Source organism: Lutibacter sp. A64, from assembly GCF_022429565.1.
Classification (GTDB): Bacteria; Bacteroidota; Bacteroidia; order Flavobacteriales; family Flavobacteriaceae; genus Lutibacter.
Window position 1 is genome coordinate 2,457,773 of the sequence record NZ_CP092487.1, and the last position, 13,922, is coordinate 2,471,694.

Sequence of the window (13,922 nt, forward strand, 5' to 3'; positions counted from 1 at the left end):
TCTAAATAGAGAGCATTCGTAAAATACATTTCTACACCGTTCAACAACCAAATTTAGTAGAAAGAACCATTTTAACTAATATATATAGAATCTGTTTTTAAATTTTCCAGATTGCATAAAAATGCAATTGCGAATTTGGTTCATTAAAATTATAAATATATCGCGCTCCTAAACTTGGTCCAATTCGAGAAGCTCCAATAGTAATATCTCCAAAAATACCATATTTAATGTCGGAAAACGCATTATTTTCTGAAGTTGTTATTGTTGATGAGGCTTCTTCAAGAAACTTCCCTTTTTCATCATTATAATACGTATAATACTCAGTAGCTGTAGTCGTTTCTACTTCATTAGAAACATCTAAAGAAATTTGAGGTCCAACTCCAAGCCCAATAACTCCATTTAAATTATATCTAAATGAAACAGGCACAATATCTAAGTTAATTTTTTCGGTTGTTATGCTATTATTTTCTTCTTTTAAAGCAATATCTACAGTTGCTCCAGGTATTTCGTCTAAGCCTACAATATCTGACATACTATTAAAATCCGTAAATTTATGTGTGCCCATCATAATTTCGGCTTGTAAATATTTTTTATACGATTTATAAGGTGAAATTGTAGCACCCACAAAATAACTTTTAGAATCTGTTAAATCTGGAAAACTATTATATCCGGCTTTTACACCAATTGAAATTCCTGGTTTAAATCTAGATGTTGAAACATTTGTAATTATAGGTTCATTTTTATCGAATATAATTGCTGTTTGACTTTTAGATTTTACTTTGTGAAAATCTTTTCCAAATTTTAATGCGTATTTTACAAATCCTTTGGTAGAATCTTTGTCGTGTACTCCTTTTTGCGCTGTTCCTGGTAAGTAAATATTTTTAAACTGAAACGATATTTGATCTTTACTTATTATAGTATCTAAACAACTGTATTGAACTTGCTCTTCTGGACAAATAGGGCATTTTGGATACATATCTATAACCTCTAAAGTTGATTTATCTAACATTTCTGGAATATCAACATTTAATTTTATAAGTTTTGCAGGCCCTTCTCCATCATTTTGAAATCGTACTTTATATTTTAATTTTTTATAACGCACCAATCTGTAATTTAATCGCGTATCATAAACTGCCATTTTATTTGGATCGTGAGATGTTACAAGTTCCATTTCTTTAGTTAAAACCTTATGTTCATCATTTCCTCTTTCTGGCACATAAATACTTCTAATGGATATTATTGCACTGGTATCTTTTAACATTTCTGGAGTGGTTTTAAATGTAAAAAACATATTGCGTTCTTCATTAGGTTGCATTTCATTAAAGTTATACACTTTCACATCTTGATAAGTTATTTTAGCTTCTTCTAAGCTAAGCGGTAAATTTTGTTGTATAGAATCTGTCACCAATAGTTTTTCATCTAAAAAAGTGCTAATTCCTGTAGTTTGAATCAATTCTTCTTTTGAAATATAACGTTTACTATCTACAATCATTTCATCTAAAACTTCTTGCTCATTATTATGCAAACGCACATCTACTAATTCAAAATTTTTATCTTTATATTTCGTTTCATTAAAAAACAAATATACTTTTCCGTTTGTAGCATATTCTTTAGTATTTCCATAACTTACAATAAACTGCATTTCTTGTTCTGGCATTGGTTCTCTGTTAGTTTGTAATCTAAAGCCATTATGAGCAGCAATAAGGTTGTATTTTATGTTAGAGACATTCTTTTTATTAATACTAGTTACACTAACTTCTTTTGGTCTTGTTGTAGGTGGTTTTCCATCATCATAATTATTAGTAACCGAAAGTTGAGCTGTATAATTCCCGGTTTCTTTATAAACATGTTCAGGGTCTTTATTAAAACTATAATTTCCGTCTCCAAATTCCCAGTAATAGGTATAAAAAGCTTTGGGCGCCCCTGCAATTTGATTTAACTCTGGAGTTTCGGGGCTAAAAGACACCTTATTTTCTTCTACAGTATGTACTATTGCAGCTGTTCTAGTGATAGTATCTTTAACAATAGATTGTGAATTTGCATAATTACAACTCAATACAAAAAAAACAATTTTTAAATAAGTTTTCATACGTCTTTATTATTTTTTTTAACGGTCGCATACTGTTCACATTTTATCATTTTTATAGCTGATAAATTATATAACATGCTCGGTTTGTTAGTATTCCATTTTAACAAATATAGAAAAACATTCTAAATGAAGCTTAAAACTAAATTAAATGAATAAAAAAAGCCACCTTAAAAAAGGTGGCTTTATAGTATTCTATAAAAATCATTTATCTATTCAACTTTAAAAGCGATAGGTAAACTATATTTTACACCAACTGGTCTTCCTCTTTGTTTACCAGGAGTCATTTTTGGTAATAAGTTTACAACTCTAATTGCTTCTTCTTGTAATCTTTTATGTGGTGCACGTGCCATTACATCTGTAATTTCACCATTTTTATCAATTTTAAACATCACAAAAATACGCTTAACACCTGGAGCTAATCCTAAATCTGATGCTAAATCTGCATTAAATTTTCTATTAACGTGTTTAGTAATTTTATCTTGTAAACAATTTCTTAATTCAGTTTTATTTCCTTTACATCCAGGATATACAGGTACATCTTCAATAATTGCAAAAGGTACATCTTCCATCACCTCTTCCTCTTCTTCTACCTCTATAATTTCCTCAACTTCAACAGCTTCTGTTTCGTCTGTTTCAGTAGATTCAATTACAGTTTCCTCAATTTCTTCTTCATCTTCAACAACTTCAATTTTGTCTGGTGTTGGTGGTGGTGGAGTTTTTGGCTCTGGCGGCTTAACCTGTTCAATTTCTATTGTTTGTTCTTCATCTTCCATATTTAAGACCACTGGTCCTAAATTTTCGATAACTCTATCATAGGTTTTCTTCTCAATGGCTAAATAAACCACCAACAATGCTAAAACTAGCCCTAATTGCATAAATAACTTGCTGTAGTTCTCTAGATTTGCTTTTGGATTTTTTTTAATCTGCATCTGTAAAATATTTATAGTTCGCTAATTTAATAATTTTATAACAACTTTTACAATAATATTTTTCTATTTCAAAAGTTTTTTTTGTTGAAATACTTTAAAAACTGTAAATCCAATTGCAATTCCTAACAAATTAGCTAGTATATCTTTAATTTCGAATTGTCTATTAGCTGTAACAGTTTTTTGTAACACTTCAATAATTATGCCATAGAAAAATATCAAGAAAATTATGTAAGTATTGATATTCAAATATTTATAATTTTTATTTAAAGCAATTAACCAACAGAGTGTTAATAAAAAATAAGCACTACTGTGTATTAATTTATCTGAAACTTTAATATTAGAAGGTACAGTGTCTCCAATTGTTATAAGACTACCCCAACCAATAATTATTGTTAAAGAAATTGCAAAAAATAAAACTATTTTATGCACCAATCAATGCTTTATAATCTTCTGCAGATAATAATTCATCAATTTGAGAAGGATCGGCAATTGTACTTTTAATCATCCATCCATCTCCATAAGGATCTGTATTAACTTTTTCTGGCTCGTCTTCTAAAGCTTCATTAAATTCAGTTACTTCACCAGTTAAAGGCATCATAAGGTCCGAAACTGTTTTTACAGCTTCAACAGATCCAAAAACTTCATCTTTTTCAATTGTTTCGTCTAATGTATCTACATCTACATAAACAATATCTCCCAATTCGCTTTGTGCGAAGTGTGTGATTCCAATAATTGCTGTATCACCTTCTACCCTAACCCACTCATGGTCTTTTGTGTATTTTAATTCTGCAGGAATACTCATTTTAATTTAATTTTATAGTTGATAATTTATTAATTTCCTAAAACATATCTAATACTTAACCCTGAGCTTACTGATTGCCTTGGGAACGTAGTAGAAATTGCATATTTTGATGAGCTTTGATCGAAATAAAACGATGCTGTTAAATTAGCATTTATTGCATAATCTGCAAAAAACTTAAATGACAATAAGCGTTGACCTCCTGTTACTTGATCATTGTCTTCATCTATGGCTCTTATTATTGTTTTATTATCTCTTAGAGATAAATCTGCTCTTAAGTCTAAATCACCCTTTAATCTGGTTAATTTACCTCCAAATCTAAATTTCATTGCTAAATCTTTAATTCTATAGCCCATTCCAATTACATATTCTAATCCTTTTGTTTGTGTAATTGTATTGTTACTGAAATTTAAATTAAGTCTTCTATCCTTATCAATTCTTCCTGAAAAAGAAACTGAATTTTTCATTTTCATATCTACTTTTAACAACGGACTAAATTCCTCAATTAAATCTACATTTGTAAATAAGGTTTTATTATAATAATTACCTACAATATCTGTTTCTGCATAAGGATCTTGTGCATTGTATTCTAAATTATTAGTAAAACTTAATATTGAATATTGTGAATTATAACTATGTGATAAAGAAAAACTTCTAAATTTATCTTTAAACCAAGCCATTTTCATTAAACCTTTGTAGTTAATATCCCAACTAGGAATTGGCACATCTCTAAAAGCAGACAATTTAATTTTACTTGCATCTTGACCAGAATAAGCTGCTAAAAAGGCTGGTAAAGAAACTTGCTGACTTGTAACACCAAAGCCATCAATTGGTTGCCCAGATGCTTGTGCTAATCGTTGTGCTATAATTTCTCTGTTTGCCTTAAATTCTTCAAAATTTTCATCACTATTTGAAAATGCTGTTTTTATCATATTATGACTAATCATAAAATTACCAGCTTGTGAAATTGGAGAATCTGTTAGAACATTGTCTATAACATCTAATTGTTGAGAGGTGTTTTTTGTATAGATTTTATTCCCTCTTAATTCTATATCAAAATTAGAGAATGGTTCTACGGTAATAGTGTAATCTAGCTTATTCATATGGGTTACACTGTAGGTTTTATTGTAATACGGATCGGATTCACTTCTAGATAATAACCAGCCATTCTCTAAAGCTCGTTCTCTGATATCTATTTGACTTCCAAAAACAAAACCAAGTGAAGGCGCAACACCTCCATTGTAATTATCTTGTCCTAAAAATCCTACTTCAGGAATATAACCTGGTAAATAGGTTCCGTTATTTTCTGAATAATTTAAACGTGCCTTTTTAAAAGCTGTTAATAAATTATAAACACCTTCTTTTAAAGTTGGTCTTGATTGTTTTGTTCTTTGACTTGCTCTATTTGTAGGATTATTTAATCTACTTTCTGAGCTATTGGAAGCAACTGATTGCTTTTTATTAAATAATTTTGTTAAACCAACATTTTTATAAAATTTACCAAAATCTACGTCTAAGCCTAAACTATGGCTATTTGTATTTTGAATAACATTTCCTACTTGTTCTACATAAGATTGAGAAGAAGCTTGCCAATCAAAATCTGCGGCATAAGTATAATCTGCATTTATAAAATCTAACAGAGGTAATTTATTAATTGGTATTTTGTAAGTACCGCTTAATGTTTGATGGTAATGATCTGGTCTTCCTAAAGAAAAGAAATTATCAAAAATTTGAATGTCATCAGCGGCATCAAAATCATCATACAAATAATTATTTGCTGCTCTAAAATTAAATTGTAGAGATTTGGTTAAATTGTATCCAATTGTATAATCCCAATCGAACATAAAATGACGCTGTTTTAATGTTGGCAATTGCGGTAAACCTTCTACTAAACTTCTTGAAAGTTGCTCGTTATATGTTCTGAAAATATTTGAATTCACAGAAACAGTTGTAGGTACTAAATTTATATTAAGATCCTTTAAAAACTTAAAATACTTACTATTTAGAGATTGCCAATTTTTAAAAGGCTCTATACTTTTTGGTTCAAAACTATAATTATAATTTACTGAAGCTCTAACATTTTGATCTACATATTTTTCAACATTATAATCTCTATGGAATGTCTCATTATAAGCGTACGATACAGAAAGGTTTTCTACATTATAAAAACGCTGTTTTCTTTCTGCATTAGGATTGTGCTCTTTTCTAACATTAATTAAGCTAATACTTCTTCTCTTGGTATAATCTTGATTGCTTTCTCTATTTGGACTGTTTTCTATATTCGTATCTTCATATAAAACATCTTGATATTGTGAATCGTATTTTGGATCTTTTATTTCTTCAGAAACACTATAACTTAGCGGTAATGAAACTCCCCAATCTTTTGGAAGTAATTTACCTACATTTACATTGGTAACAAGATCATACAATTTTGTATCTTCTTGGCTACGCTCATTTACACTTTGCTCTATACCTCCAAAACCTTGAGTTTCCATACGTCCTGTAACTGCAACATCTGCAAGGTCGGCAATATTTGCATCTGCGCTAACTACAGCAGCCCATCCACCTTCATTATCAAAATCGGCAACACGTAATTCATTAAACCAAACCTCAGCACTTTGATTTGCGTTAGATACGTTTTTAACACCTAACATAATTGTTTTTATATTCGATAGGTTTGGATTTCCTTTTACTCTAATTTCGTACCCATCTATTCCTTCAATTGGTGGTACAGTACCTTCTGCTGGATAGACTTCGTTTGGCGCTAGACCTTCATCAAATCTTAATAGTTTTAAGTTTGTTAGGTATTCTAACATTGCCTCTATATTGTTTTCTTCAGGCCAAATATCTAACTCATCGGTAGCGCTATAATCAGATATTGTTAATAATTTTTCAATTTGATAGTAGTTATCATCCAAATCACTACCCAACCTAATTATTGCTTTTAATTCATCATTTTGTACTTGTGCTCTAGTTTGAACACCTTCAGCATGTAAAAACAACTTCAATTGTTTGTACATTCTTAAATCTACACTTACATTTTTATAAATTGCTCGTGTATCATTAGGTTCTAAATCTGTTACTTTTAAAGTTAAAGATTGCTCGTTTTGTTGTTGTAAAGTTGTACTACCTCTTAAAATTTCGCGTTCAATACCTGGAGGTAAAACATAAGGTATTGGATTTCTATCTTCATTCTCTTGAATATTAACAACTCCAACTTCAAAGTTTTGTAATTCGGTATCTGTTAAATCTTGTGGTACTGTAATAGCTTCATCTAATGTTTTTGTGTAACGTCTCCAATCTCCTCTAACCAATTGAATTTCTCCAAAACGCAACACTATTGGCATTTTAAACTTGGTTAAAAACATTCTCATAAATCGAATAGAGTTAAAGCCAGTAATATCATTTATAACTTCATCTGGTGTACTAACTTGAATTCTAAATTGCAACCATCTAAATTGTTTTTGACTTCCATCCTCTAAAGTAACAGTTACCACTTTTTCATCAACAATATTATTTTGACCAACAACTAAGTCGCTTTTATTTAATGAAACTTTGTATTGATAGTAACTCTCAACAGTATTCATTGTTTGATCTTTATTAATATCTTCTGTATCTGGATAGGTTGTAGCTGAAGTAGGGTAACTTTCAGTTGATAAATTATTAGTTGGTGAATTTCCTTCTGTATTATTATATTTTTTATAACGCGTTAAAATTGATGCATTAGAATTATCATATTCTGTACTTCTAAAATAGCTATAGTTATCGTTCGATGGATCTGGCCCAAATGCAGTTCCAAATTTTGCTACTTCTTGGTCATCATTTAATCCGTCAAAACCTATATCTTGATTTAAACGTTCGTTATCATCATCGCTAAAAGCATACAATAAAGATTGATTTGTAGGAATTTTACCCCACATAGTTTCCTCTGTATTATTTGTACTTAAAGGATCTTCTGGCAACCCATTTTCGTACATTTTTCTACCATCTTTTAAAATATCTTCAGAAACATTCCCTAAGTTAAAATACAATTCTCCAACTTGGTTTTCTGGGTTACTTGGGTTAACACCTACAGGCAGTCCTTCTTCATTAGTGATAGAATAATGATCGTAAGGATCCATTAACCAAAACTGAATATATTCAACATTAGATTGTTCAAAATTTGTTGTAGTAAGCGCTCTAGTTATACCACCCCAACGTTCTTCTGGATTTGTAAATTTACCATCTGCACCAACATTACTTGTATCGTAATTATAACTTCCTCTTTCATTTGGAAAATAAGCTAAATCTAAGGTTCTAACAATGGTAGATTGTGTTAAATCTAAATCTTGTTCAGGGAACAACTCTTCATATCTTACTCTCCTAACCTCTGCTCTTGACAACTCTTCGTTATCAATATTCCCAGGTTTTAAAGAAGAACCTCCATAAAAAAGTGGATCTATAATATACCAAGATAACCTTGCTCTTTTATAACCATAGCTAATATCTGAAGCATTACCTCCTAAATCGAACTGCGTTTGATATTGCGGTGTACTTGCCAAATGCCATTGTTGAATTGATTTAAGTTCTAAAGGAATTTGAGAACCTTCAAAATCATCTACATACGATGTTGCCTCTCCATCTAACTCTATTCTACTTGGTGATCCGGGTTTTAAATAAGCAAAATCTCCTCTAATAGAAAAATTAGATTTATAATCCGTATCAATATTTGGTAATTTATTTGCCAATTTAGTTAAAAATGGAACCTCTGTACCAAAATTTGCATTTAACCCAAAAATAGTATTGTTAATTGGTTCTTGACCAAAAAGTGCTTTTTGAGTAATTGGTTTTTCATTTAAATTTAAAATTGTAGCACCTGCAATAAATTTATCTGAGAATTTATGCTCAATATCAACTCCAAAGAAACGTTTTGTTTGTAAGTTAAATGCTGCATTATTCTCTACTGAAACATTTATAGGTGCATTTGAAGCTTCTAAACTAGGGTTTACAATTTGCACCCTACCCATTTGATAATCTACCACATAATCTACTCCTTCTACTAATTCTCTTCCTCCAGTTGTAACCCTAACCGAACCTTGTGGAACGTTAAAAGCTCCCAGCGGAATTCCGTTAGAGCTTTCAGATTTATGGTATCCTTTTATTAAATACTTATCTTTATATTGGTAATTATTTCTAGCTTCAGATTGTGTGATTTCATACAATTCGTTAAAAATATAATTTTCATCTTCTGTACTTGTCAATTTTAATTCTAAATCTTCACCAAAAGGTTCTACCGTTGGAAAAATAATGTATCCTTTTTCAGAATCTACAGTTACCCCTTCAACATAATCAAAATAACCATCACCTTCTGCAACATAAAACTGACTTTGATCTAATTTATCAATATCTAATAAATTTAATAATGTTTTATCTGAAACACCTGATGTTTGTGCATTTTGTAATACATTTATTGAAACACCTGTTTCGTCGTCGGCATATAAAAGTTCTAACCTAAAGCCATCTTGCTGCATTCTATAGGTTTGAAGCGAGTAAATATTTTTCATCATCAAATCCCACATAGGAACATCAGTACTTACTATTTCACTTCTTAACAGTTTTACAACTATATTGTCTGGCGCAATAATACCATCACTTGTAAATTCTCCTACTCTATATACTTTTGAATCTCCACTAACTGTATATTCAAAAGCAACAGCTAACACATCAGAATCTGTAAGCCTTCTATTTAATGAAATATACCCTAATTGCGGATCAAATTTATAATCATCTACCCCTAATTTAATCGCATTTTCTAATACCGAATAATCTCTACCTTGTTGCATAGCGTAAGGCGTTAAACCATTACCTACAGTTGAAATTTTTCTAACTGGATTTGTACTATTTAAAATTGAAGCAATATTATTTGCATCGTTTGAAGGGTATAAAAACCCAGGATTTGGCGTTACATTTGCGGGTCCAATATTTGTTGGATCTCCTTCTCCAAGATCTGCTATAGCAACAATATTTCTAATATCTTCAGTAGTAGCATTTCTATTAGTTACCCATACTTCAACTTTAGTAATATTTATAGGACTATTAATTAGTGGATAGTTTTTTAAAGCTGTATTGTAATTATCTCTAAAATATTGTGAAAGAAAAAAGTGTCTATTTTCATCGTAATCTGTTGTTTGCAATTCAAACTCTTGAATTGTAGAACCTCCTTCTGCTGCTACAGTACGTGTTTGCGATTTTTGTTCAGCAAAAACACCAGTAACCGTAGTACGTCCAAATTGTAATTCTGTTTTAACACCAAATAAACTTTGCGCACCAACAATTAACGAATTTTTTAAAGGCATACTTACATTTCCAACTTCTACTTTTTGAAGAATATCATCTTCTGTTGGTGTGTATTCTAACTTTATTTGATTTTGAAAATTAAAAGATGCTTGTGTGTCGTATTGTGCTCCAACTTTTAAACGTGTACCTACTTTTGCTTGAATACTTGCACTAATTTGCTGATCAAAATCAAACGTAAAACTACTTCTATTGCGTTCAGATAATTGAGGGTTGTCTACTTTTTGGTACAACGCACCCATTTTAACAGTAACATCTCCGGTTGGATTTACTTCAATGCTATTTCCTCCAAAAAGAGATTGAAAAAAATCAGAATCTACGTAATATGTAGGTAATAAATTCTTTTGAGCTTCTTCACTTCCAAGCTTTTTACTATTGGTGGCACTAATTTTATTTTTATAGTAACCAAGCATGTCTTTTTTTAGCTTGTACTCTTTATATTCTTCTTGAGACATATACACTGGACGTTTTATATAATAATCTCCAATTTTCTCAACAATAATATATTTTCCTAATTCTGTATCGTAAATAACTTCAGATTCTGAAAGATTTTCTAAAAACAAACCGCCTTTCTGGTTACCTTTAAAAGGATACTTTAAACTTGTTGAATCTTTAGCGTTTTCAAATTTTGCAGTATCTTTTGCTTGTATTATAGGCAACACTTGTGCATTTACTGTTATTTTAAAAAACAACAATAAGATAATTAAAATATGTGTTTTAAATATAAATTTTGTTTTTTTCAAATCTTATAAATTTTTAAGTGCTTTTTTAATTAAAGCTTCAACACTTAACGTATTATCTTCTAATAAAATTTTATCAATAACCTTTTCTGCTTGTTTTTTAACAAATCCCAACACCTCTAAAGCAGATAACGCTTCATTTTTATTTGTATTATTTACCGATGCTGAAACTTCGTCAATATTGTATGTTTTTAAAATTTTATCTTTTAAATCTATCAATACTCTTTGCGCTGTTTTAACTCCAATTCCTTTTACAGATTTAATAACTCCCACATTTTCTGAAGCTATTGCCTGCTGAATTTCATCGGTAGTCATTGAAGACAACATTGTTCTTGCAATACTTGGACCTACACCAGAAACTGAAATTAACAATCTAAAAATTTCACGCTCAATTTTATCTACAAACCCAAATAATGTATGCGAATCTTCTTTTACAGACAAATGGGTATACAAAAACACCAATTCATCATCAGAGATTTTTGAATAGGTGTTTAATGAAATATGTAATAAATACCCTAAGCCTGCTGTTTCAACAACAACATAGGTCGGGTTTTTTTCTATTAATTTTCCTTTAATATGAGTGATCATTTCACTTATGGCTATTTACAGCCAAATGTAGTAAAATAATCTGTATTATTCTTAGCATTTTCTTGTGCATCTACAATAGCCACACAAACCATGTTAACAATCTCATCTACACTACACCCTAACTGTAGAATATGTGCTGGTTTTTTTAGTCCCATTACTATTGGCCCAATAGAGTCTATTTTATTTAAAGATTTTAAAAGTTTATAACTAATATTTGCAGAATTTAAATTAGGGAATATCAACCCGTTTACTTTTTTCTTATGAATTTTAGAAAAAGGGAATTTATCATCTCTTAAAGTTCTACTCAATGCAAAATCTGCTTGAATTTCTCCATCGATATTAATTTCTGGAAAATTTTCGTGTATATACGCCACTGCATTTGCACCTTTATTTGCCGATTTTGAATCTGCTGAACCAAAATTAGAATAAGATAGAACTGCTAAATGAGGGTCTATACCAAATATTTTCATAACTCTATCCGTCATTCTAACTATTTGAATAAGATCTTGTTCTGTTGGGTTTATATTAAACGCTGTATCAGAAAAGAACATTGGTCCTCTATCTGTCATCATTATATTAGTTGCAGCAACTCTACAAACACCTTTTGCCATACCGATTAATTCTATCATTGGTTTTGCCACACTCCTATAATTTCTAGAATATCCTGTAACTACAGAATCTGCTTCTCCTTCATTTACCATCATTGCAGCAAAATAATTACGTTCTCGCATCCATTTTTGAGCATCTAACAATGAAATTCCATTTCTTTGATGTTTTTCCCAATAAATTTTAGCAAACTTATTTCTTCTTTCTTTTTCTTCATCAGATTTTGGGTCGATTATAGGAAGATCAGCATCAAAATTTAATTCGTCCATCAATTCTTTAATAATCTCTTTATCTCCTAATAAAATTGGTTTTCCTATACCATCATCATGAACTATCTGTGCTGCTTTTAAAACATCTAAATGATCTGCTTCAGCAAAAACAACACTTTTAGGATTTGCTTTTGCACGTTCTGTAATCATTCTCATTAGCTTACTTCCAGTTCCTAACCTTTCGGCCAACACCTCTTTATAGGCATCCCAATCTGTAATAGCTTCTTTTGCTACACCCGATTCCATTGCCGCTTTTGCAACTGCTGGTGGTACTTCAGTTATTAAACGCGCATCAAAAGGTTTTGGAATAATATACTCTCTACCATACTGAATGTTTTTTTCTCCGTAGGTAATATTTACCTGCTCTGGAACGGATTCTTTTGCTAAATTGGCTAAAGCATATACCGCTGCAATTTTCATTTCCTCATTAATTTTTGTTGCTCTAACATCTAAAGCACCTCTAAAAATAAAGGGAAATCCGAGTACATTATTTACCTGGTTAGGATTGTCTGAACGACCTGTTGCCATAATAACATCTTTTCTTGTTTTTATAGCTAAATCGTATTCAATTTCTGGATTAGGATTTGCCAATGCAAAAACTATAGGATCTGAAGACATACTTAATAACATCTCTGGTGTAAAAACATCGGCAACTGATAAACCAATGAAAACATCGGCTCCATCTGCCGCTTCAGCTAATGTATAAATATCTCTATCAGTAGCAAACTCGGCTTTTTGAGAAGATAAATTTTCAATATCTTTTCTAATTACACCCTTACTATCGCACATTACAATATTCTCTTTTTTTGCTCCTATTGCCATATACAGTCTAGTACAAGAAACAGCTGCTGCTCCTGCTCCATTTACAACTATTTTTACTTTTGAAATATCTTTACCTGCAATTTCAATAGCGTTTTTTAAAGCTGCTGATGAAATTATTGCAGTTCCGTGCTGGTCATCGTGCATTACAGGAATATCTAATTCTTCTTTTAGCCTTCTTTCAATTTCAAAAGCTTCTGGCGCTTTAATATCTTCTAAATTTATTCCTCCAAAAGTTGGAGCAATATTTTTAACAGTTTCTATAAATTTTTCAACATCAGTAGTATCTATCTCTATATCAAACACATCAATATCCGCAAACACTTTAAATAGCAGTCCTTTTCCTTCCATTACAGGCTTTCCAGCCAATGCTCCAATATTTCCCAGACCTAATACTGCTGTTCCGTTAGATATAACCGCTACTAAATTTCCTTTTGAAGTATATTTATAAACATTTTCAGGATCTTTTTCAATTTCTAAACAAGGCTCTGCAACACCCGGAGAATACGCTAAAGATAAATCTTTTTGGGTAGCATATTTTTTTGTTGGAACTACTTCAATTTTTCCTGGAGTAGGTTTTGCATGGTACAATAAAGCCTCTCTTCTCATTCTTGAATCACTCATAAAAAATTTTTTTTAATGTATAAGAACAAATTTAACAATATAATAGTAATAGCACACTTTATTTATGGTATTTACTGCGAAAACGAGATAAATATTATGTAATATTCACTATTTAGATTATTCTTA

At 30.6% G+C, this 13,922-nt stretch carries 7 protein-coding genes; all 7 read right to left on the minus strand.

The window, feature by feature from the left end:
- Nucleotides 1–97 precede the first annotated feature (97 nt).
- Complete coding sequence (locus tag MKD41_RS09960; RefSeq protein ID WP_240242144.1) at nucleotides 98–2,089, minus strand: PKD domain-containing protein; 1,992 nt, start codon at nucleotides 2,087–2,089, stop codon at nucleotides 98–100.
- A gap of 209 nt (nucleotides 2,090–2,298) precedes the next feature.
- On the minus strand, nucleotides 2,299–3,018 hold the full coding sequence (locus tag MKD41_RS09965) for an energy transducer TonB (protein ID WP_240242145.1): 720 nt from the start codon (nucleotides 3,016–3,018) through the stop codon (nucleotides 2,299–2,301).
- Between the two features lie 63 nt (nucleotides 3,019–3,081).
- Nucleotides 3,082–3,447 carry a VanZ family protein gene (locus MKD41_RS09970; RefSeq protein WP_240242146.1) on the minus strand — a complete coding sequence of 122 codons (366 nt, stop codon included), beginning with the start codon at nucleotides 3,445–3,447 and terminating at the stop codon, nucleotides 3,082–3,084.
- On the minus strand, nucleotides 3,440–3,820 hold the full coding sequence (gene gcvH / locus MKD41_RS09975) for a glycine cleavage system protein GcvH (protein WP_240242147.1): 381 nt from the start codon (nucleotides 3,818–3,820) through the stop codon (nucleotides 3,440–3,442). The genes MKD41_RS09970 and gcvH overlap by 8 nt, the downstream gene beginning before the upstream one ends.
- Before the next feature lie 29 nt (nucleotides 3,821–3,849).
- Nucleotides 3,850–10,893 carry a T9SS outer membrane translocon Sov/SprA gene (sprA, locus tag MKD41_RS09980; protein WP_240242148.1) on the minus strand — a complete coding sequence of 2,348 codons (7,044 nt, stop codon included), beginning with the start codon at nucleotides 10,891–10,893 and terminating at the stop codon, nucleotides 3,850–3,852.
- Between the two features lie 3 nt (nucleotides 10,894–10,896).
- On the minus strand, nucleotides 10,897–11,478 hold the full coding sequence (gene ruvA, locus MKD41_RS09985; protein WP_240242149.1) for a Holliday junction branch migration protein RuvA: 582 nt from the start codon (nucleotides 11,476–11,478) through the stop codon (nucleotides 10,897–10,899).
- 11 nt (nucleotides 11,479–11,489) lie between these two features.
- Nucleotides 11,490–13,796, minus strand: coding sequence for an NADP-dependent malic enzyme (locus tag MKD41_RS09990; RefSeq protein WP_240242150.1), 2,307 nt, complete (start codon nucleotides 13,794–13,796; stop codon nucleotides 11,490–11,492).
- Between the last annotated feature and the right edge of the window lie 126 nt (nucleotides 13,797–13,922).

Coding starts and splice junctions, on each gene's coding strand:
- MKD41_RS09990 (WP_240242150.1), bottom strand. CDS start 13,796: ATGAGTGATTCAAGAATGAGAAGAGAGGCTTTATTGTACCATGCAAAA.
- MKD41_RS09960 (WP_240242144.1), bottom strand. CDS start 2,089: ATGAAAACTTATTTAAAAATTGTTTTTTTTGTATTGAGTTGTAATTAT.
- gcvH (WP_240242147.1), bottom strand. CDS start 3,820: ATGAGTATTCCTGCAGAATTAAAATACACAAAAGACCATGAGTGGGTT.
- ruvA (WP_240242149.1), bottom strand. CDS start 11,478: ATGATCACTCATATTAAAGGAAAATTAATAGAAAAAAACCCGACCTAT.
- MKD41_RS09965 (WP_240242145.1), bottom strand. CDS start 3,018: ATGCAGATTAAAAAAAATCCAAAAGCAAATCTAGAGAACTACAGCAAG.